Raw genomic sequence first — 21,076 nt, forward strand, 5'->3', positions numbered from 1 at the left:
TGGAGTCCTACCCTCGACAGGGTGGGGCTCTTGGAGCGCGGGCCCGAGCTCGCGCGGCTCCGGCAGGCGCTGCACGACAGCGCCCGCTCGGGGCGGGTGGTCGCCGTCACCGGCGAGGCGGGAGCGGGCAAGACGAGCCTGCTCCGCGCGCTCACCGCTGCCCCGCTGGAGCCGGCACACACCAGGGTCGTACGCGGACTGTGCGACCCCCTCGCGACGCCGCGCCCGCTCGGCCCGGTCCGTGACGTGCTCACCGACCTCGGTTCCGCCGACGTCCCGGCCGCGCCCGCCCGCGGGGAGATCGAGGCCCACGTCACCTCGGTCGTCGGCAACGCGCCCTCGGTCGTCCTCATCGAGGACGCGCAGTGGATCGACAACGCGTCGGTCGACGTGCTGCGCCACCTCGTGCGCCGGATCGACGCGCTGCCCGTGCTGCTCGTGCTCACCTACCGCGACGGCGAGCTCGGCGCCGACCATCCGCTCAGGCCCCTGCTCGGTGACCTCGCCCGGCTCGAGAACGCCGAGACCCTCGCCCTCGCCTGCCTCAGCCGCGAGGCGGTCGCCACCCTGGTCGCCGGCACCGACCTCGACCCCGACGACGTGCACCGCCTCACGGGCGGGAACGCCTTCTACGTCAGCGAGGTCGCGCGCCACGCGGGGGAGGGGCTGCCCGCCTCGGTGCGTGACGCGGTGCTCGCGAGCACGAGCACCCTGGACGGCGACGACCTCGAGACCATGCAGCTCGTCGCCACCGCGCCCGACGCCGTCGAGGACCGGCTGCTGCCCGTGCTCGGGGTCGACGTGCCGCGGCTGCGCCGGCTTGAGTCGACCGGGCTGCTCGCCCGCACCCGCCGCGGCGTCGGCTACCGCCACGAGCTCGCGCGGCTGGCGGTCCGCTCGGCCATCCCGCTCGGGGTCGAAGTCGAGCTCCACCGTCGCCTCATCGACGCGCTCGAGCAGGTCGGCTCGACCGACCACGCCGTGCTCACCCACCACGCCGAGGCCGCTCACGACCGACAACGCACGAGCAGGTATGCCGCCCTGGCCGCCGAGGAGGCGGCGCGCACCGGGTCGCACACGGAGGCCGTCGCGTTCCTCACCCTCGCCCTCGAGCGCAGCGACGCCGGCCCGGCCGAGCGGGCGCGGCTGCTCGAGCTGCTCGGCGACGAGCAGTACATGGTGAGTCGGCTGCCGGAGGCCATCGCGACGCTGACGACGGCGACCCGGCTGTGGGAGCAGGTCGGCGACCCCGGCGGGCTGGCGGCCGCTCACGCGAGACGCGGCCTCATCGAGTACTACTCCGCGCGGCGGCGGGAGGCCGAGCTGCACGTGAGCCTCGCCACCGAGCGGGAGGACGCCCCGGCGTACGGCTCGGCGTGCGCCACCCAGGCCTACCTCGCCGACCGGCGCCACGACGACGAGGGCGCCGCCGCCAGCGGTCTCGCCGCCCGCGTGACGGCCGAGCGCACGGGCGACACGGCCGTGGGCCTGCGCTGCGACATCATCGAGGACGCCGCCGCCCTGCTGCGCGGGACGCTCGCGGCCCGGGGTCGCCTGCTCCTGCACGCTGCCGTCGCGCTCGAGCGGTCCTACGACGAGATCGGCACGACGGCCTACAGCAACCTCTCCGCCATCGACATCGAGCACCGCCGGTTCCGTGACGCCGAGGAGGTGCTCGCGCGGTCGATCCCGATCACCGTCGACCGCGACATCCCCGTGTGCAACCAGTGGCAGACCGCGATGCGATCGCGGCTGCACTTCCAACGAGCCCGGTGGGCCGCGGCCCTCGAGGACGCCGACCACATCATCGACGGACGGGGCATGCCGCTCTCAGCGATGTGGCCGCATCTCGTGCACGCCCTGGTCGCCCTGCGCACCGGTGACGGGGTCGACGCCGTGGCCGCGCACCTCGACGCCGCGTGGGCGCTCTCGCAGCGCCTGGACGAGCCGCTCGCCCACCTGCCCGTCCTGTCGGCCGTCGCCGAGAAGGTCTGGCTCACGGGCGAACCCGATGCGCGGCTCGACGCGGCCGGCCCGACCCTGGCCCGGGTCGCGCACCTGCCCGGGGTGCAGTGGGCCGTCGGCGACCTCCTCGTCTGGCTGGCACGCCTGGGCGCTGCCGGGGTGCCGGGTGGCGAGCACTCAGCGGTGGCAGAGCCGTTCGCCCTCGAGCTGGCCGGCGACCACGCCGGAGCGGCGGCCGCGTGGCACGCGCTCGGCGCTCCCTACGAGCGTGCCCTCGCACTCGTCCACGGCGCAGACGAGACCGCGGCGACCCGCGCCGTCGACGATCTCGAGGGGCTCGGCGCCGCCGCCACGGCCGTCCGGTGCCGCCGGTCGCTGGCCGACCGCGGGATGCGGGCCACGTCGGGCCGTCGGCGGGCGAGCACGCGCACGAACCCGTCGGGGCTGACCAACCGGCAGCTCGACGTCGCGCGGCTCGTCGCCCGGGGCCTGACGAACGCCGAGCTCGCCGACCACCTCTACATCTCGCCCAAGACCGCCGACCACCACGTGTCGGCCATCCTCACCAAGCTCGGCCTCAGCACCCGCCGCGACGTCGTGCGACGGGCCGTGGAGCTCGGCCTCGACTGATCAGGCACGGTCACCGGGTCACCCCAGCCAGACCATCGCGTGTGCAGCAGGAGGGGTCCTGACCGCACCTGCTGCACACAATGGCGCGACGCCTACCGGGCCGGCGGCATCACCTGAGCAGCGCCGCGATGCCGACCGCGCCGAAGGACACGATGAGCGCCACGACGGTGATGCCGGCCACCCAGAGGGCGCCGCGCTGCTCACCGTTCATGCGCTCCTTCCAGCCCAGCTCGTTGGCCACGCCGCGCACGAGGTCGCGACCCTCGCCGGCGCGGAAGGAGTAGTCGACGACCTTGCCCACCTTGCCCGTGTCGGCGTCGACGCCGAACTCGATGCGCCGCGAGTAGCTCATCACGCGACCGCGGCTGAACTTCTTGCGCGCCGTCAGGCGGACGCCGCCGCCACCTGCGGCCGCGCCGTAGGTGACCTGGTTGTCGACGTCGGTGATGCCGTAGCGTCCGTCGTCCTCGAGGTGGACCTCGTGCGTGAAGACGCGCTTCAGACGGTGGGCGGCGGTCAGGGTGAGCCAGCGCTTGCTGGCCACGTCGACGGTCAGGTCGAAGCCGTACGGCTGCTCCGTGACGGCATACGGCGTGCCCTCGGTGGCGCGACGGACACCGTCGATGAACTCCTGCTTGCTCGTCATGGGCTCCCCTGTGGTCGAACGGGTCCCGAGGCCAGCCCTGGGGACCCGCCTCAGGCTAGCCCTCGAGTCCGGCCTCGAGGGCGGCGATGATGCGTGGACGCATCTCGTGCGCCCCGATGACGGCGTCGACGGAACCGACGGAGACGGCGCGGTGGATGCTGTGCACCGCGTCGAACTCCGACGCGACCTGGCTCAGCTTCTCGGCGCGCACCGACGTGCGCAGGTCGGCGAGCTCAGTCGCCAGGCGGGCGCGCTCGACACCCGACGCCGCCGCGACCTGCGCCTCCAGCTCGGTGATGCGCGGGTCGGAGGCGGTGCGGGCGTCGACGTCGCGCGAGAACACGACGGCCGCCGCCGGCGCCCCGCCGAGCACCGACGCGAAGGAGCCCTCGACGGCGAGCACGGTCATGCGCGGGTTGAGCGTCTTGGAGAAGACCACGAACGCGCCGCCGTGGTAGCGCGAGACGACGGTGAAGACGATCGGTCCGTCGAAGTTGACGATGGCCCGCCCGATCTCGGCGCCGTACTCGAGCTGCAGGGCCCGCATCGACTCCGGTGACCCGTCGAAGCCCGACAGGTTGGCCAGCACGACGGCGGGCCGGTTGCCGCTCGCGGCGTTGATGGCCCGGGCGACCTTCTTCGACGAGCGCGGGAAGAGCGTGCCCGCCGTGTAGGTGTCGGGGCCGTCGGTGGGCGGGAACCCGCGCCGTGCCACGGACTTGCTCTCGATCCCGATGAGCGTCACCGGGATGCCCGCGAGGTGGGCGTCCTGCACGACGGCGGTCTCGGCGTCGGCCATGCCGGCCCAGCGCTCGAGCGTCTCGTGGTCCTGGTCGGAGACGGCGCGCATCAGCGTGCGGATGTCGAACGGCTTCTTGCGGTCGGGGTTGGTGAGCGAGCTGAAGATCTCGCCGACCGTCTTGAAGTCCGACCCCGGCGCGTCGTGCGGGTAGAGCGTCACGTCGCGGTGGGTCGGGTCGCTCGTCGGCACGCGCCGCGGACCCGACTCGCCCGGGGCGACGTACGCGTGGTCGTAGTGCGCCATGAGGATGTCGCGGGCGCCGGCGAGGTCCTTGGCCCAGTACTGCGCCTGGCCGTTGGGGCCCATGACGCGGTCGTAGCCACCGATGCCGAAGTTGTCCTCGGCGCTGACGCCGCCCGAGAAGTCGAGCGACTGCTTGCCGGTGAGCACCATGGCGCTGTCGGGCGTCATGACGAGGATGCCCTTGGTGTGCATGAGCATCGTCGCCTCGGCGTTCCAGTAGGGCTGGGCGCCGACGTTGATGCCGGCGACGACGATGTTGATCTCGCCGCCGGCCTGCGTGAACTCGATGATCCGCTTGAGGGCGCGGGCCACCCAGTCCATGTTCTCGGTGCCGGAGTCCATCGAGATGCGGGCGCCGGCCGACAGGGAGTACCACTCGAGCGGCACGCGCATCTGCTCGGCGAGGTCGATCGCCGCGATGACCCGAGCGCACTCGGCCTCGGCGACCGAGCCGAGCGACCGCAGCGGGTCGCCCGACAGCACGACGCGGGTCACGCCCTCGGGGTGGCGCACGGTGGGCGACGTGACGACGGCGACGATGATGCCGGCCTTGTTGAGGCCCTGCGGGCGGTCGACCGGCACGAGCGCGCCGGTGTCGTCGAGGTCGTGCTCGACGACGGTGCCGCCGTCACCGGCGATCATCGACTGCAGCTCGTACGGGTAGACGAGCCCGCGGCGGCGGGCCCGGACGACCTTCGACGCGTAGTCGTCGAGGGGCTTGAGCGGCTCGGTGGGCGGGGCGCCGACGGAGGCGACGACACCCGAACCCGGCTGGTAGTAGAAGCGACCCGCGATGGCGAGCGGCGCGGCGTCGGGCGTGCCGGCGACCGTCGCCTGCACGAGCACCTCCTCGATGCCGGCCCCGGCGGTGACGGGGGCGATCTTGCTGCGCAGCGCCGTCAGCTGTCCCAGGTCGGCCTCGATGGTCGGCCAGATCTGCACCCACACGTGGTTCATGTCGAGCTTCGAGGCTCGTTGGCCGCGCGAGGCGCGGACCCGTCGGATCGCCTCGAGGCAGTTCGCGATGGCGCGCTCGACGTGCGGCAGGCCGGAGACCTGCCCGGCCTCGTCGCGCACGACGACGACCTGGCGCACCTGGGCGAGGGCGACGAGACGCGTGTCGTCGGGGTTGTCCTTGGCCACGCACTCGTAGAGCAGGACGTCCTCGGGGGCATCGAGGCGCGTCACGTCGAACGCCGAGAGCCGCCACAGGTTGAGGCGTCGACCGACCATCGGGTGCACGCCGCGGACGAGGCGGTCCTCGACGAGGGCGCCGTCGACCGGCCGGAACGTGAAGTAGTCGACGTGGCGGTCGGTGCCGCCGCTGACGCACACCGCGACGCGGCGGGTGTCGTGCGCGAAGGGCAGCTCCTGGAGCAGCGCCGCGAGACGGTCGCTCGCCTCGTCGGGCGACTGCGGCTCGTCGGCCCAGCGCAGGTAGAGGTCGACGACCGACTGGCTGCCCTCGGTGCGGGCCCACACGTCGGCCGAGACGGCCGCGTCGAGGGCGCTGCCGGGCACGAGCTCGTCGACGGAGCCGATGCTCGTCGTGAGGTGCGTCGGCCGGTCGTCGAGGGTGTAGTCGGCCGTGGCGAAGGGCCGGCCACCCTCGGTGAAGGTGCGCAGCGCGTGCAGCTCGTGCTCGCGATAGTGGCGCTTGATGAGCACCTCGAGCATCGGCTCGTGGCGCTGCAGACCCGTGTCGCTGTCGACCGACTCGTGCAGCCGCTCGGCGAGGAAGCGCACGATCTGCTCGGGGATCGCGGCGAGCTCGTCGACGCGGGCGGTGCGATCGGGCGCCTCGGGGTCGGCGGCGAGCGCGGCCACCTTGTCGCGGACTCCCGAGAGCACGCCCGCACGGTCCTCGTCGACGAGGGGCTGGTCGAACCAGCGGAACCGCACGCTGCGGGCGAGGTCGCCGATGACGGGGAAGCGGAGCTGGGTCGCGACGACGAGGCGGTCGAGCGCGTCGCGGGCGGCGACGTCGAGCGGCGCCGCCGGGATGGGCTCGGCCAGCCACCGCTGGAGGATCGACGTCGCGAGCTGCACCTCGGGGGCCGAGCGCTGCTGCGCGAGGAAGATGCGGAAGACCGCCTCCTCGAGGTCGGGCGTGCGCTCGAAGTCGGTGACGCCGTAGTGGCGCAGCACGCGGGCGAGCTTGTCCTGGAAGTCGGCCGAGAGCCCGGCGCGGTCGACGTCGAGGCTCTGCAGGTAGGAGTGGAAGTGCTCGCGGGGGCTGTGCACGAGCAGCTCGGTGTGGCGCTCCTCGGCCGCCGGGCGGTTGCGGCTCAGCTCGGCGAAGTCGGTGATGAGCTCGAGGATCGCGATCTCCTCGGCGAGCGGCACGGCGCCCTCCGAGGCGACGGTGTCGCGGGCCTCGAGGTAGCCCGAGAGCATCCTCGCGTCGCCGCTCGGGTCGCCGTCGAAGCCGAGGACGCTGGCGGAGAGGTCCTCGATGCCGCGGACCACCCGCTCGCGGGCGGTCGCGGTGTGGGCGCTCGAGTCGGGCAGGTCGAGGTCGACGGCTGCGTCGTCGGCAGCCGCGTCGGCGACCTCGGCCTCGTCGCCGGTGGGCTCGAGGCGCACGAGGGGCGCGCCCGTCTCGACCTGGCTGCCCACCGCGACGAGCAGCTCGCGCACCCTCGCGGGGAACGGCGCCGGCAGCACCGTCTCCATCTTCATCGACTCGAGCACGAGCACGGGCGCGCCCGCGGCGACCTCGGCGCCGACCTGGACGGGGGTGGCGACGACGAGCGCGGGCGCCGGGGAGCGCACGACACCGCCTTCGTCGCGGCTGACGCGGTGGGTGACGCCGTCGACCTCGATGAGGTGGACGGGGCCGTGGGTGGCGGTGACGAGGCGGTGGGAGCGGCCCTCGACGACGATGCGGCCGGCATACTCGTCGATGCGGTCGATGGTCGCGTCGACGACGTGCGGCTCGGCGCCGTTGGTGATGCTGACGCGGTAGCGGTGGCCGGCCGTGCGCAGCACCATGACCTTGTAGGCCGTGCCGCGCAGCTTGAGGTCGATGGCGCGACCGACGGCGTGCTGGACCTGTGGGCGGCCGCCACGCGCCGACTCGAGCAGGCGGGCCCGCTCGATGGCCTCGGCGTCCTCGTAGGCCTCGATGCCGGCGGCGACGAGCGCGATGCCGGAGTGGCGGTGCGAGACGAGGCGGCCCTCGGCCCGCACGCGGTCGATCCAGCCGGTGTCGGCCGAGCCGTCGATGATCTCGGGCTGGTCGAGCAGGTCGAGGATGAAGCTCTTGTTCGTCGAGCCGCCGTCGATGACGACCGTCGTCTCGGCCATGGCGCGGCGCAGGCGGGCCAGCGCCTCGTCGCGGTCGCGACCGTAGGCGATGATCTTGGCGATCATCGAGTCGAAGTCGGCGGGGATCGAGTCGCCCTCGCCCACACCGGTGTCGACGCGGATGCCGGGGCCGGCGGGGAACTGGAGCAGGCTGATGCGGCCCGGGCTGGGCGCGAAGTCGCGGTCGGGGTCCTCGGCGTTGAGCCGGGCCTCGACGGCGTGACCGCGCTCGGTGGGACGTCCCTGCGGGAGCTTGTCGAGCCGGCCGCCGTTCGCGACGTGGATCTGCAGCTTGACGAGGTCGGTGTCGGTGACGGCCTCGGTGATCGGGTGCTCGACCTGGAGGCGGGTGTTGACCTCGAGGAAGGCGAAGAACTTCTCGCCCGGGTGGTAGAGGAACTCGACCGTGCCGGCGCCGGCGTAGCCCACGGCGATCGCGAGCCGCTCGGCGCTGTCCTTGACCTCCTGAGCCTGATCGGCGCTGAGCACCGGCGAGGCGGACTCCTCGATGACCTTCTGGTTGCGGCGCTGCACGGAGCAGTCGCGCACGCCGACGGCCCACGCGGTGCCCTGCCCGTCGGCGATGACCTGCACCTCGATGTGGCGGGCGCCGGTGACGAGCTTCTCGAGGAAGACGACGCCCGAGCCGAAGGCGCGCTCGGCCTCGTCGCGGGTGCGCTCGTACGCGTCGGTGAGGTCGGCGTCGGAGTCGACGCGGCGGATGCCGCGGCCACCACCGCCGGCGGTCGCCTTGAGCATGAGGGGGTAGCCGATGCGCGCGGCCGCGGCCTTCGCCTCGTCGAGGGTGTCGACACCGCCGCGGCTCCACGGCGCGACGGGCACGCCGACCTCCTCGGCGATGAGCTTGCTGCCGATCTTGTCGCCGAGCTTGGTCATCGCCTCGGCGCTCGGCCCGATGAAGGTGACGCCGATGCGGTCGCACAGCTCGGCGAAGGCCGGGTGCTCGGCGACGAAGCCCCAGCCGACCCACGCCGCGTCGGCGCCGGTCTCGCGCAGGGCGCGCTCGAGGACGGCGTAGTCGAGGTAGGGCCGCGCCGAGGCCGGCCCGAGGTCGTACGCGTGGTCGCTCTCGCGCACGAACATGGCCCGCCGCTCGCCCTCGGTGTGCAAGGCGATCGTCTCGATGCGGTGACCGCCGGGGCCGGCGCCCGCGTTGAGGTCACGCACGGCGTGGATGAGGCGCATGGCAGCCTCACCGCGGTTGACGATCGCGATCCGCGAGATCATCGAGCAGGTCTCCTTCGTCGTGCTTGCGCCCGGCAGGGCGCGTGGCGCTCGTCACGCCACACCCGCAGCCTTCCACTCATCCATGGCGACCCGCGAGTAGACATCGCCTCGACATCACGCAGGATTGCCGTCACGCCTCGTGGAACCGTCTCTCCACGGCTCGCATCTGCCAGACTGCGCCGGCCGGACGGGCGGCGACAGGAACGGGTCCGACGGCCCGACGACAGGGGACCGACATGTTCAGACGCTCCATCGCCGCAGTGCTCCTCGGTGGCATCGCCCTCGCCGGGTGCACCTCGTCCGACGCCTCGTCGTCCGGGGCTGCGGCGCCCGACCGCGCGGACCAGCTCTGGAAGCAGCGCACCGACTTCGTCGGCGACAACTCCCGTGTCATCTGGCTGACGCGGGCGGCCGGCTTCGGCCCCGACGGCTCCTACACGATCTCGCTGCAGACCGCCGCGAAGCCGTACGGCCTCACCATCACCTTCGACGAGGACCTGCCCAGGCCGGTCGACAGCATCGACTTCACGTCGCCGTCGACGCTGCTGCTCGGGACCATCGGCAACCTCGGCACGGTGCACGTCGAGGCTCCCGGCCGGTCGTTCGACCTCACGTCCGCGCAGGCGAGCACGCAGCTCGGCTACGACGTGAAGAGGCTCGGCCGCGACCACGAGCAGCTGACGGCCTACGTGGACGCGCTCGACGACTGAGGCCGGTGGGGACTGACACCGGCGGCCGATAGCGTTCTCGCTCGTGACCACGATCGACGACGTCAGGCAGGCCGTCCGCACCGCATCCGAGGTGTCGCTCGACGTCGTCCTCGGGCCGATGAAGTCCGGCAAGAGCCTCGCCCTCGTCTCGCTGCTCTCGCCCCTGCAGTTCACGCGCGTGCGTCACCGCGTCTACCAGTCCGAGCGGCACGTCCGTGACGCCGGCGTCACCTCCCGCAGCGGTGGCAGCCTCACCACGACGAAGGTCGCGAGCCTGCACGAGGCTCTCGACGAGCAGCTCGACGTCGTCGCCGTCGACGAGGTGCACATGTTCGACCTCGACGACGTCGCGGTCGTCGACCGGCTGCTGCGCCGCGGCACCCGTGTCGTCGTCGCGGGCATCGACCTCGACCACCGGGGCGAGCTCTTCGCGCCGGTGCGGGCACTGCTCGAGCTCGGGCCCGACACCGTGACCTACCGCCGTGCAGTGTGCGACCAGTGTCGCGACTTCAGCGCCACGCACACCCAGGTGCTCCGCTCCGGCGAGCCGTTCCTCGACCACCTCGGCGGCTCCGAGGCCCTGCCCGACGACGGCACCTTCACCTACGAGGCGCGCTGCCGCTCGTGCTTCGTGCGACCAGCGACGACCTGACCCGCCCGCTCGGGCGCGCCGGGGTCCTCACGCCGGACCCTCGCTCGCCGAGGTCGAGGCCGTCGCCGCGCTCAGGCCCTGACGTGGACGAGCGGCTCGCCGGCCGTGCCGTTGACCAGCAGTGCCGCCCGCTCCCACGGGCGGTCGGCGGCGAGGAAGGGCTCCTCCGACGCGGCGTACTCGTCCCAGAACGCCTCGGCCTCGGCGGGCGTCCGGCCGAGCTCGACGTCGCGTCGTAGCCCGCGCTCGCGCGCGAGGTCACGGTCCGACTGCACCCACACGACGGCGTCCGCGTGGTCGGCGATGGACGCACGGCCCGCGCCGACCCCCTCGAGGACGAGCACGCGTACGTCGTCGGGCACGCGCACCTGCCCGTCACGGCCCCTGGCGACCCAGCCGGGCGGCCGGTAGGAGATCTCCTCGCCGCGGCGCCAGGGCCCGATGACGTGCTCGATCGCGAGGTCGTCCCACGCCGTCAGGTCGTGGTGCCAGGCGAGGTCGTCGGCGTGGACGACGGCGCCGCCGAGCAGGTGGGCCGCCCGCTCGGCGAAGGTGGTCTTGCCGCCGCCGGATCGTCCGTCGACGAGCAGCACCGGCCGGTCGCTCGTCAACAGGTCGCTCAGGGTCGCGGTGAGGGTCGCGTCGTCCACGGGCTGCCACGACGCGACCTCGGGCTCCTCCGGGTGCAGGTGCATGCCCGCGAGTATGCCGTCAGGGAGCCGGGTCGGGCTCGTGCGTCGTGACGATGTCGTTGGCGGCCGCCCAGGCGGTGATGTCGCGCCTCTCGATCGCCGTGGCCATGAGGTCGGGGAAGCGGTCGGGCGTGCACGCGAAGGCCGGCACCCCGACCGCCGCCAGCGCCGCTGCGTGGTTCGCGTCGAAGCTCGGCCGCCCGGAGTCGCTGAGCGCGAGGAGGGCGACCATCGTGGCCCCCGAGGCGACGATGGAGGACGCGCGACGCACCATCTCCTCGGCGATGCCGCCCTCGTAGAGGTCGCTGATGAGCACGAGGATCGTGTCGGCCGGCTGCTCGACGAGTCCCTCGCAGTAGGCGAGTGCCCGGTTGATGTCGGTGCCGCCGCCGAGCTGGACGCCGAAGAGCACGTCGACGGGGTCGTCGAGCTCGTCGGTGAGGTCGACGACGGCCGTGTCGAAGACGACGAGCTTGGTGTCGACCGACCGCAGCGACGCGAGCACGGCGCCGAAGACGCTGGAGTAGACGACCGACTCGGCCATCGAGCCGGACTGGTCGATGCAGAGGATGATCCGCCGCTCGACGCGGTGCGCGCGCCGGGCGTAGCCGACGAGGCGTTCGGGCACGACCGTGCGGTGCTCGGGCTGGTAGTGCTTGAGGTTGGCCGCGACCGTGCGGTTCCAGTCGATGTCGGAGTGCCGCGGCCGGCGAGTGCGCGCGGCCCGGTCGAGCGCGCCGGTGACGGCCTGCACCGTCTCGGCCCGCAGGCGTTCCTCGAGCTCGTCGGTGACGACGCGCACGACCGCCCGGGCCGTGGCGCGGGAGCGCTCCGGGATGACGCGGTTCAGGCCGACGAGCGTCGAGACGAGGTTGATGTCGGGCTGCACGGCCTCCATGAGCTCGGGCTCGAGGAGCAGCTGGGTCAGGCCGAGCCGATCCATCGCGTCGGCCTGCATGACCTGCACGACCGACGACGGGAAGTAGCCGCGGATGTCGCCGAGCCAGCGCGCCACCTTGGGCGCGGACGCGCCGAGCCCGCTGCGGCGCTCGCCGTCGTAGAGCTCGCGCAGCGCCTCGTCGCGCTTGAGGTCGTCGGCGTCGAGGCTCGCCGCCTCGCCGATGCCGTCGGACTGCTCGCCGCCGAGCACGAGCCGCCAGCGGGTCAGTCGGTCGCGTTCCTCGCTCACGAGGCCACCTCCAGTCCGAGCAGGCGGGCGACGGCCGCGATGGCGGGGGCCGCGCGGTCGAGGTCGACGTCGGTCGACGACACCGAGGAGGTACGCGTGCCGCTGGCCAGGTCGCGCAGGTGTCCTCCGATGAGGCGGCGTTCGGCGGGCTGGTAGCGCGAGAAGGTGCGGCGCACGAGGGGCAGCAGGTCCTCGAACGACTCCTCGGACGCATCGACGAGCCACTCGTCGATGATCTGGAGCAGGTCGTCGCCGTGGACGAGGAGCAGCGCCTCGCCGGTGAGGAAGCCGTCGAGCCAGGACGCGGCGGCGGGCGCGGGTGTGCCGGGCGACAGGCGCCGGCTCAGCCGGGCGGCAGCCTCGGCGTGCTCGAGCAGCCCGCCGTCGAGCAGCAGGCGGTTGACCCGGCCGGACACGGCCCCGTGGATCACCTCGTCGCGACCGACGGCGAGCAGGGCCTCGTGCCACGGGTCGCGCAGGTCGTCGCGGTCGACGAGGGCGATGCCGCGGTGCGCCGCCTCGACGGCCTTGCGCATGCGGTCGGCGCTGTCGTCGTCGAGGCTCGCACAGGCGGCCCGCAGGCCGATCGACGCGCGCACGACGACGGTCTGGAGCACGTGCGTCACGTCGGCGACGTCGACGCCACGGACGTCGCCGTAGCGGCACGTGCGGGCCAGTGGCTCGACGGTCTCGAGGAGGGCCTGGGTGTCGTGCTGGCGCGCCGTGCGGTCGGCGAGGGCGGCGACGACGGCGCGCAGACCGTCGGGCAGGTCGGCGAGCAGGCACTGCTCGATGAGGCCGCCGAGCACGCCCAGGTCGGAGGCCTGCTCGGCCTCCTCGGCGACCTTCGACTCGGCGGCGCTGCGAACGGTCGTGCCGTGCAGGCTCGCCTCGATGACGGCGACGGCGAGCTCGGGGGTCCACTCGAGCTCCCACGCCTCCTTGAAGGTGCCCGTCGACCGGCCGGCGTCGACCTGGGCGCCCCAGTGGACGTCGAGGACGGCGAGCCGGTGGAGCAGCACCGAGCGCGCCAGCTGCGACTCGCGGCGGAGGTCGAGCTGGACGACCGCCGACGTCGCTGAGACCTTGAGCCGCAACGACTTCTGCAGCTTGGCGAGGTCGCTCGCGAGCGGCACCATCGGCGTCGACTCGGGCACCCGGCCGAGCTCCTCGCCGATGACGAGCGTGCGGTCGATGAGCCGCAGCGGCAGGTCGGCGCCCTCGGTGAGCACGGCGCGGGCGGCGTCGGTGAGCTCGCTCAGCCCGACGGACGGCCGACCCCGCACGGCGGCCAGCGCGCCCGCGAGCCTGGTCGCCTCGACGACGGATGCCGTGGACGCGTCGAGGTTCTCGCCGCGCAGGGCCCGCGCGACGCGGACGAACCACGACGGCACGACCTCGTCGTCGGGAGTGACGAAGAGGTGCTGGTACCACCCCGGCGAGCGGACGCCGGCACCGTAGCCACTGGCGTACGCGAGCCGGCCGGAGCTCCACGGCGCCCACGTCGCGGCGACCTTGACCTTGGGCAGCTTGCTGAGCAGCGCGTTGTCGCGGCCGACCGGCGGGAACGCCGCGGGGTCGAGGGCAGGCGCGTGGTAGGCGCCGCAGACGAACGCGACCCGCTCGCGGCCTGCCTTGATCTCAGACCGGATCACCTTGCGCATGAACGCTTCTCGTCGGTCGTCGTCGTCGACGTCGAGGTCACCGCGCACGCCCTGCATCGCCTCGCGGAGGTGGGCGAAATGGGCGAGCGACGAGGTGCGCCGGTGCTCGATCGCGTCCTCCCACCAGCGCTCGGGGTCGTCGTAGCCGGCCGCCGTCGCGAGCGCCGTGATCGGGTCGGGCCGACTGCCGCGACGTCGGCGAGGACGCCGCTCGCTCTCGTCGTCGTCCGAGCCGTCGTCCGAGCCGTCGGGGGTGCCGTCGGGGGTGCCGGCGAGGAAGTGGGTCGCCGGCAGGTCGGCGAACCGGACGTCCACCTCGTGCGCGAGCGCCCACTGGAGCGCCACCCACTCGGGCGAGAACACCGCGAACGGGTAGAAGGCGGCCTTCCTCGGCTCGTCGACGGCGTAGACGAGCCCGGCGACCGGGGGCACGAGGTCGGGGTCGGCGGCCAGCGGGATGAGGGCGTCGAGCTCGGGCGGCCCCTCGATGAGGACGACGTCGGGCTTCAGCTCGTCGAGCGCCTGCTCCACCGAGCGCGCCGAGCCGGGTCCGTGGTGCCGGACGCCGAGCACCTCCACGCGGGTCATCTCAGCCGAGCTCGCGGCAGGCGCGGTAGAGGTCGGTCCACTCGGGGCGGTCCTTGACGACCGTCTCGAGGTACTCCTGCCAGACGATGCGGTCCTGGACCGGGTCCTTGACGACGGCGCCGACGAGCCCGGCCGCGACGTCGTCGGCGCGCACGACGCCGTCGCCGAAGTGCGCTGCGAGCGACAGCCCGTTGGTCATGACCGAGATCGCCTCGGCCGTGGACAGCGTGGCCGACGGCGACTTCACCGTGGTGCGCTGGTCGGCGGTGACGCCCGCGCGCAGCTCGCGGAAGACCGTCACGACCCGCTCGATCTCGGCGAGCGACTCGAGGCCGGCGGGCAGCTCGAGCGAGCGCCCGAGGGAGTCGACTCGGGTGCGCACGATCTCGACCTCCTGCTCGAGCGAGTCGGGCAGCGGCAGCACGAGGGTGTTGAAGCGGCGCTTGAGGGCCGAGGACAGGTCGTTGACGCCCTTGTCGCGGTTGTTGGCCGTGGCGATGACGTTGAAGCCCTGCTGCGCCTGCACCTGGGTGTCGAGCTCGGGGATGGGCAGCGTCTTCTCCGACAGGATCGTGATGAGGGCGTCCTGCACGTCGGCGGGGATGCGGGTGAGCTCCTCGATGCGCACGAGCGCGCCGGTCTCCATGGCCCGCATGACGGGGCTCGGCACGAGCGCGGCGCGGGTCGGGCCCTCGGCGAGCAGCCGGGCGTAGTTCCAGCCGTAGCGCAGCGACTCCTCCGGAGTGCCGGCCGTGCCCTGGACGACGAGCTTCGACGACCCGCTGACGGCGGCGGCGAGGTGCTCGCCGACCCACGTCTTCGCGGTGCCGGGCACGCCGAGCAGCAGCAGTGCCCGGTCGGTCGCCAGTGACGCGACCGCGACCTCCATGAGCCGGCGCGACCCGAGGTACTTCGGCGTGATCTCGGTGCCGTCGTCGAGGGTGCCACCGAGCAGGTAGGTCGTGACGGCCCACGGCGACAGCCGCCAGCGCGGCGGACGGGGGCGGTCGTCGGAGGCCGCGAGCGCAGCCAGCTCGGCGGCATACGCGTCCTCGGCGTGGGCCCTCAGGACGGTTGCGGACGTGGGGGATTCGCTCATCTGAAGGCCTCGGTGATCGATCGCTTGACGGAGTGGAACTGGAGCAGGTTGCGCAGGTTGGTCGACAGTGCCTGGTCGCCGCCGGCCTCGGCGACCCAGCGCTCGAGCGGGTCGAGCGAGACCGGGTGCAGTCCGGCGAGCAGGTGCGGCATCGTCGCGAGCACCATGGCCGAGCCGACCTTGGAGGCGCGGAGCCGCGAGAGCAGCGCCACGCTGAAGTCGGGTGACCACGGCGGGTCGACGGCCCCCACGACGGCGCCGAGCTCGTGCACCCGGTCGGTGGTGGCGTCGACGCGCTGCAGGGCCACGCGCTCTCGCGCCTCGCGCGGCAGGGCGGGGACGAGTGTCGCGTCCCAGCCGCGCTCGAGCAGCGCCGCCGCCCACACCGGGTCGCGTCGCGCCCGCACGGCCCGGCGTATGCCGGCCAGCACGTCGGGCTGCTGCGCGTCGGTCAGTCGCCTGACCGTCGTCGCCGGATCGGCCCCGGTCAGCTCGGACCACACCTCGAGCGGGGCGCCGGCACTCAGCTGCTCGAGCCACCACCCGCGAGCGGAGCGGCGCGGGGGCGGCTTGCCGAGCCCGTCGCGGACGGCGGCCGGATCGGGCTCGTCGGGCAGGGTGACGTCGACGCCGCGTCCGAGCATGCCGGTGCGGTGGACGAGAGGCCGAAGCCGCTCGGCCATGCGGGCGGCGCGCCGCGACCCCGGGAGGGCGTCGAGCAGCTCGGCGGCCACCTCGCGCACGGTTCCGGCGCGGTCGTCGAGGGCCGCCTCGAGCAGTGCCTCGTCGTCGGCGCCGAGACCCACCCGCAGCGCCTCGAGGTGCGAGCGCCGGTCGCGGGCGGAGTCGGTCGACCACGTCGACTCGACGAGTGCGCGGGCATCGGCGGCGTCGACGGCGCGTGCCGACGCGAGCACCGCGACCCGGTCGGTCGACGAGAGCCGTGCCCAGTCCTCGGCGGCAGGAACGGCTCCCGACACCCGCGACGCCGTGCGCGCCTCGGCCCCGGCGGTGGCCTCGGCCACCCATCCCCACTCCTCGCGCAGCGCCGCGAGCCAGCGTCCACGCTCGCCCAGGACCGCCGCCGCGGGTCGCCGCAGCTCACGTGACGCAGTGGCCATGCCGAGCAGCAGCGGCAGCACGACGGGCGGCACGCGGCAGCCGGCGTCGTCGGCCGCGCGCAGCCAGTGCACGAGCAGGCCCACGCGCTGCGCGGCCCCCGCCGGTGGCTGGGTCAGCACGAGCTCGAGCAGCTGCACGGCTCGCCGCGGCGCGACCGGACGGGTCTCGTCGGGCGCGGCCGCCGGCGGTGCTGCGTGGTCGAGCCGCCGGCCCGCCCGGAGCGCCGCCCCGCCGAGCGCGGCCGCCTCGAGCAGCGCCTCCTCGCGCGGTCCGGGCACCTCTCGGGGGCGCACCCCGGCGGGGCCCAGGTCGGGCAGGTCGGGCACGGCCCGGCGGGCGGTGCCGAGCAGCGCAGCGTTGCCGACCTCGCGCCACCACGTGTCGACGCCGGACATCGGGTCGGTCACAGCCCCATCACCTCGCCGTCGACGACGACGGTGAGCGGCCGCAGCCGCGCCTCCTCGAGCTCACCGAAGAGCCGGGTGGGCCGGCCTCCCGTCACCGCGAGCAGCGCCCACACGTCGGCGTCGTCGGCGAGGGCCACGCTGGCCCCCTCCGCGTCGACGACCCGGTCGAGCCCGACCCTGGCCTCGTCGAGGACCACCGGGCAGCGCCGCGCCCACGGGTTGAGCCCCCAGGCGGCCGCAGCCGCGGACCGCGCGTGCTCGAGGGACGCGCCGGACGGCATACGCCCCGGGGCGTCGGCGACGACGGGCTCGTCGACGAAGAGGGCACGGCGCACGGCCGCCCCCGGGTAGCGGGCGAGCGTCGCGTCGAGGCTCGACCCGACGATGCGGGCGACGGGCAGCACCTGCCCGCCGGCCGCGAAGTCGAGCACCTGCACGGTCTCGCCCGTCGCGTGCCCGCGCAGCCAGGTGCGCTGTTGCTGGAGCCGGCCGTCGTCGGTGCGGTGGGCGCCGAGCACGAGCCACCGGTCGGTGACCGCGTCGCCGCGCCGCACCAACTCGCTGCTCACCGACCACCCGAGGTAGGCGCGGAGGTCGCCGACCTGGTCGTCGCCGAGCGACTCGCGAGCCGCCCACGCCCGCGTGGCCGTCCACCACCGCCCCAGCGCCACGAGCAGCCGCTCGGCCCAGTCCGGTCGCCCGCTCATAGCCCCGCCGACCGCACGCACGTCGTCGGCGAGCCCGGGCAGCTGCGCGTCGACGAGCCGGGCGGCGGTGCCGTCCCACCACGTATAGGACTGCTGGCGGGCCGACGCCGTGCCGCTGCGGGCGAGGTCGGTGAGCCAGCGGGCGAAGTCGTCCATGCCGCCGTCCATGAGCGCGAGACGCTCCTCGAGGCGCTTCGCCGCAGCAGCGGGGTCAGGCGTACGCGTGGGGTGGGCCGCGTCGCCGGCCGCCTTGGCGCCTGCCCGCGCCGACCGCTCGGCTGCCCACTCCTGCGCGAAGCCGGCCGCCTCCGCGGCGTCGGCCACGGCCCCCGAGCCGGCGACCCAGAGCAGCAGCAGCGCCAGGCCGTGCTTGCACGGGAACTTGCGGCTCGGGCACGAGCACCGGAACGCGGGCCCGGTGAGGTCGACGCTCACCTGGTAGGGCGTCTTGCCCGAACCCTGGCACTTGCCCCAGACGAGCACGTCGGTCGACCCCGTGTCGGACCACGGACCCGGCCGCGCGAGCCTGCGGGCAGCCGCCAGCGACGAGGCGTCGGGGGCCAGGCCGGCCACCTGGGCTGCGGTCCAACGAGTCCATCGGGTCATGACTGGCACATCATGACCCACACCTCCCACAGCGCGGGGAGGTCGGGACGGACGCCGTTCCGACAGGCCGATATGTCCGTTTCGTGCCAGAGTGGCCGGGCCGGAGCCGACCGGCCCCGGCGGACACCGCGATCGCTCCCGACTCGGGGGAGGGCGGTCCGTCACAGGAGGCTCACCCATGCGCCAGCTCCGCACCCTCGCCGCCGCCGCTGCAGCCGTCGTCGCCCTGGCGACCGCCCTGCCTGCCGCCGCTCACGAGCCCTGGGACGACGGGAGCATCCCGCCACCTCCACCGGCCAGCGCGGCCGACGGCTTCAGCAAGGACATGCACCTGCTGAGCACCGACAAGCACACCGGTGGGGTCAACTCCGACCTCGCCTTCAAGGGGACCCTCGCCTTCGCCGGGCACTACGGCGGGTTCCGCGTCGTCGACCTCGCCGACCCGGGCTCGCCGGTCGAGCTCGCCGACGTGCACTGCAACGGGCCGCAGGGCGACGTCACGGTGCACGGCGACCTGCTCTTCCTGTCGGTCGACACCCCGCAGAGCACCGTCGGCTGCGAGGGCTCGCGCAACGTCACGGCGACGACGCCCGGCGCGTTCGAGGGCGTCCGGGTCTTCGACGTCAGCGACCCGGCCGACCCGGTGTTCCTCCAGGGCATCCGCACCGACTGCGGCTCGCACACCAACACGCTCGTGCCCGCCGACGGCGGCAAGGCGTACGTCTACGTCGCCTCCTACCCGCTGTCCGCCAGCGGCATCGGTCCGGACTGCCAGCCCCCGTTCGAGAAGATCTCGGTGATCGAGGTGGACGGCACCGACGCGGCTGCCGGCCGCTCCGCGCGCGTCGTGGCCGAGCCGACGGTCAAGGGTGTCGACTACTTCGGGGCCAAGCAGGGCGTCACGCCGTTCTTCGCCTGCCACGACATCACGGTGCTCGCGCCGAAGAAGCTCGCGGCGGCGGCCTGCCTGTCGCAGGGCCAGCTGTGGGACATCTCGAACCCGCTCCAGCCGGTCGTCACCGCGAACATCGACACCCCCGACGTCGACATCTGGCACTCGGCCGCGTTCACCCCGGACGGCAGGTACGTCACCTTCGGTGACGAGTACTTCGGCCCGGCGAAGGAGCCGTTCGGCGCGCTGTGGACGTACGCGGTCGCCGACCCGTCGCGGGCCCTCAGCCACCTCCGCATCCCGCGGGCCGAGCCGAGCACGTACCACAACTTCAACTACGTCCCGCTGGCCGACCGCTACGTGCTCGTGTCGTCGGCGTACGGCTCCGGCACGTCCGTCGTCGACCTGACGAACCCCTCTGCTCCCAAGGAGATCGGCTACTACGACATGCAGTCCAACCAGTGGTCGACCTACTGGTACAACGGGCTCATCGTGGCCAACGACATCTCGCGTGGCGTCGACACGCTCCGCTTCAGCAACAAGGCCGTGGCCGGGGCGAGGCAGCTGCCGATGCTCAACCCGCAGACGCAGACCTACCTGCTGGGCTGACCCGGCAAACCCGTGGCGTCCGCGTCGAGGCGTGCGGCCTCGGCGCGGGCGCCGCCACGTCCGACGGGAAGGCCGCGCCCTCCGGGCAGCACGACGAGCGCCACGACGAGGGCCAGGGCCGCCAGCGCGGCGACGGCGCCGACGACGCCGACCCAGCCGAGTCCCGACCACGCGTAGCCCAGCACCCAACCGACGACGGCCGAGCCGCTGTAGTACGCGACGTTGTAGAGCGCCGTGGCCTGCGCGCGCCCGGTCGTCGCGCGAGCCCCGACCCAGGCCGAGGCCGTGGCGTGGGCGGCGAAGAAGCCTGCGGTGAGCACGAGAAGACCGCTGACGACGGCGACCAGCGCTCCCGCGAGCGTCAGCCCGGCGCCCGTCGCCATGGTGAGCGTCCCGGCCACGAGCACCCGCCGTCGCCCGAACCTCGGCACGAGACGGCCGGTCAGGCGCGAGCTGACGGTCCCGGCGGCATACGCGGCGAAGATCAGCGACCCGACCGTGGCGGGGAGGGCGAACTCGGGCCCCTCGAGCCGGAAGGCGAGGTAGTTGTAGATGGCGACGAACCCGCCCATGAGCAGGGCACCCTGCACGCACAGGGCGACGAGGGCCGGGTCGCGCAGGCTCACCCGTATGCCGTCGGCGACCGACCGCGCCGTCGCGCCGGACGGGCGGTAGCCGCGGGCCTTCGGCATGAGGCGCAGGAAGACGGCGGAGGCGACGGCGCAGACGACGGCCACGGTGAGCAGGGCGGGTCGCCAGCCCACGAGGCCGGCGAGCGGGCCGGCGACGAGGCGGCCGGCGGCGCCGCCGACCGTCGTGCCGGAGATGTAGGCAGCCGCGGCCGCCGCGGTGTGGTGGGCGTGCACCTCGTCGTGCAGGTAGGTGACGGCGAGCGCCGGCAGCCCGCCGAGCGCCATCCCCTCGACGAGACGGAGCGCCAGCAGCACCTCGATGTTCGGGGCGACCGCGACGAGCACCCCGAGGGCGGTCGAGGCGACGATCGCGACCTGCATGGCCCGGAGGCGGCCCACCCGGTCGGCGACCCACGACCACGGCAGCACGGCGGCGGCGACGCCGAGCGTGGCGACCGACACCGAGAGCGCGGCATCGGCCGGGCTGACCCCGAGGCCGCGGGCGAGCGTCGGCAGCAGGCCCTGCGGGGAGTAGAGCTGCGCGAAGGTGGCGATGCCGGCCGCGCCGAGGCCGGCGAGGATGCGCCGGTACTCGCGGCTCTCGGGCAGGTGGCCGTCCCAGGACATGCCGTCGACGCTAGGCCGAGGCGACCCAGAGCACCAA

Annotated in this window: 14 protein-coding genes; 5 read left to right on the plus strand and 9 right to left on the minus strand. The window is 73.9% G+C overall.

The window, feature by feature from the left end; genetic code table 11:
- The first annotated feature begins 21 nt into the window (after nt 1-21).
- A complete protein-coding gene (locus tag ACYVNR_RS12590) occupies nt 22-2,595 on the plus strand; it encodes an ATP-binding protein (protein ID WP_461048353.1) in 2,574 nt (857 codons plus the stop codon).
- 109 nt (nt 2,596-2,704) lie between these two features.
- Here ACYVNR_RS12590 and ACYVNR_RS12595 read toward each other — a convergent pair whose 3' ends face one another.
- Complete coding sequence (locus ACYVNR_RS12595) at nt 2,705-3,241, minus strand: hypothetical protein (protein ID WP_461048354.1); 537 nt, start codon at nt 3,239-3,241, stop codon at nt 2,705-2,707.
- Between the two features lie 55 nt (nt 3,242-3,296).
- Nucleotides 3,297-8,843, minus strand: a complete 5,547-nt coding sequence (locus ACYVNR_RS12600) for an ATP-binding protein (RefSeq protein ID WP_461048355.1) — start codon at nt 8,841-8,843, stop codon at nt 3,297-3,299.
- Here ACYVNR_RS12600 and ACYVNR_RS12605 point away from each other — a divergent pair.
- The 3 genes from ACYVNR_RS12605 to ACYVNR_RS12615 all read left to right on the plus strand — a co-directional run bounded on the left by ACYVNR_RS12605 (nt 8,800) and on the right by ACYVNR_RS12615 (nt 10,205).
- Entirely contained in the window at nt 8,800-8,943 is a 144-nt protein-coding gene (locus ACYVNR_RS12605) for a hypothetical protein (RefSeq protein WP_461049406.1), read from the plus strand. The two genes, ACYVNR_RS12600 and ACYVNR_RS12605, sit on opposite strands and share 44 nt — an antisense overlap.
- A 136-nt stretch (nt 8,944-9,079) precedes the next feature.
- A complete protein-coding gene (locus ACYVNR_RS12610) occupies nt 9,080-9,553 on the plus strand; it encodes a DUF4825 domain-containing protein (RefSeq protein ID WP_461048356.1) in 474 nt (157 codons plus the stop codon).
- Between the two features lie 43 nt (nt 9,554-9,596).
- Nucleotides 9,597-10,205, plus strand: coding sequence for a thymidine kinase (locus tag ACYVNR_RS12615; protein WP_045192886.1), 609 nt, complete (start codon nt 9,597-9,599; stop codon nt 10,203-10,205).
- Nucleotides 10,206-10,276: 71 nt separating this feature from the next.
- Here the strand turns inward: ACYVNR_RS12615 and ACYVNR_RS12620 are convergent, their stop codons facing one another.
- Genes ACYVNR_RS12620 through ACYVNR_RS12645 form a run of 6 tightly spaced genes read right to left on the minus strand, consistent with a single transcriptional unit; the run spans nt 10,277 to nt 18,279 of the window.
- Entirely contained in the window at nt 10,277-10,900 is a 624-nt protein-coding gene (locus ACYVNR_RS12620) for a uridine kinase family protein (RefSeq protein WP_461048357.1), read from the minus strand.
- 16 nt (nt 10,901-10,916) lie between these two features.
- Nucleotides 10,917-12,086: a VWA domain-containing protein gene (locus ACYVNR_RS12625; RefSeq protein WP_461048358.1), complete on the minus strand. Its 1,170-nt coding sequence runs from the start codon at nt 12,084-12,086 to the stop codon at nt 10,917-10,919.
- Nucleotides 12,083-14,338 (minus strand): DUF5682 family protein, encoded by a 2,256-nt coding sequence (locus tag ACYVNR_RS12630; RefSeq protein WP_461048359.1) that lies wholly within the window; start codon nt 14,336-14,338, stop codon nt 12,083-12,085. The genes ACYVNR_RS12625 and ACYVNR_RS12630 overlap by 4 nt, the downstream gene beginning before the upstream one ends.
- 1 nt (nt 14,339) lies before the next feature.
- Nucleotides 14,340-15,437 carry an ATP-binding protein gene (locus ACYVNR_RS12635; RefSeq protein ID WP_458798844.1) on the minus strand — a complete coding sequence of 366 codons (1,098 nt, stop codon included), beginning with the start codon at nt 15,435-15,437 and terminating at the stop codon, nt 14,340-14,342.
- Nucleotides 15,434-16,966: a DUF5691 domain-containing protein gene (locus ACYVNR_RS12640; RefSeq protein ID WP_461048360.1), complete on the minus strand. Its 1,533-nt coding sequence runs from the start codon at nt 16,964-16,966 to the stop codon at nt 15,434-15,436. Before ACYVNR_RS12640 ends, ACYVNR_RS12635 begins: the two co-directional genes overlap by 4 nt.
- The gene (locus tag ACYVNR_RS12645; protein ID WP_461048361.1) at nt 16,963-18,279 is read right to left on the minus strand and encodes an SWIM zinc finger family protein; all 1,317 of its coding nucleotides are present in this window, start codon (nt 18,277-18,279) and stop codon (nt 16,963-16,965) included. Before ACYVNR_RS12645 ends, ACYVNR_RS12640 begins: the two co-directional genes overlap by 4 nt.
- A gap of 178 nt (nt 18,280-18,457) precedes the next feature.
- On the opposite strand from ACYVNR_RS12645, the gene ACYVNR_RS12650 reads away from it, so the two are divergent.
- On the plus strand, nt 18,458-19,780 hold the full coding sequence (locus tag ACYVNR_RS12650) for an LVIVD repeat-containing protein (RefSeq protein WP_461048362.1): 1,323 nt from the start codon (nt 18,458-18,460) through the stop codon (nt 19,778-19,780).
- Here the strand turns inward: ACYVNR_RS12650 and ACYVNR_RS12655 are convergent.
- Entirely contained in the window at nt 19,765-21,039 is a 1,275-nt protein-coding gene (locus ACYVNR_RS12655) for an MFS transporter (RefSeq protein ID WP_461048363.1), read from the minus strand. The genes ACYVNR_RS12650 and ACYVNR_RS12655 overlap by 16 nt on opposite strands.
- Nucleotides 21,040-21,076: the final 37 nt, after the last annotated feature.

The sequence above is a fragment of the Terrabacter koreensis genome (assembly GCF_054783315.1).

What these genes read in the sequence shown, in the direction of transcription:
- ACYVNR_RS12645 (WP_461048361.1), bottom strand. Translation starts at nt 18,279, where the DNA reads ATGACCCGATGGACTCGTTGGACCGCAGCCCAGGTGGCCGGCCTGGCC.
- ACYVNR_RS12635 (WP_458798844.1), bottom strand. Translation starts at nt 15,437, where the DNA reads ATGAGCGAATCCCCCACGTCCGCAACCGTCCTGAGGGCCCACGCCGAG.
- ACYVNR_RS12600 (WP_461048355.1), bottom strand. Translation starts at nt 8,843, where the DNA reads ATGATCTCGCGGATCGCGATCGTCAACCGCGGTGAGGCTGCCATGCGC.
- ACYVNR_RS12650 (WP_461048362.1), top strand. Translation starts at nt 18,458, where the DNA reads ATGCGCCAGCTCCGCACCCTCGCCGCCGCCGCTGCAGCCGTCGTCGCC.
- ACYVNR_RS12620 (WP_461048357.1), bottom strand. Translation starts at nt 10,900, where the DNA reads ATGCACCTGCACCCGGAGGAGCCCGAGGTCGCGTCGTGGCAGCCCGTG.
- ACYVNR_RS12630 (WP_461048359.1), bottom strand. Translation starts at nt 14,338, where the DNA reads ATGACCCGCGTGGAGGTGCTCGGCGTCCGGCACCACGGACCCGGCTCG.
- ACYVNR_RS12605 (WP_461049406.1), top strand. Translation starts at nt 8,800, where the DNA reads ATGGCAGCCTCACCGCGGTTGACGATCGCGATCCGCGAGATCATCGAG.
- ACYVNR_RS12595 (WP_461048354.1), bottom strand. Translation starts at nt 3,241, where the DNA reads ATGACGAGCAAGCAGGAGTTCATCGACGGTGTCCGTCGCGCCACCGAG.
- ACYVNR_RS12655 (WP_461048363.1), bottom strand. Translation starts at nt 21,039, where the DNA reads ATGTCCTGGGACGGCCACCTGCCCGAGAGCCGCGAGTACCGGCGCATC.
- ACYVNR_RS12610 (WP_461048356.1), top strand. Translation starts at nt 9,080, where the DNA reads ATGTTCAGACGCTCCATCGCCGCAGTGCTCCTCGGTGGCATCGCCCTC.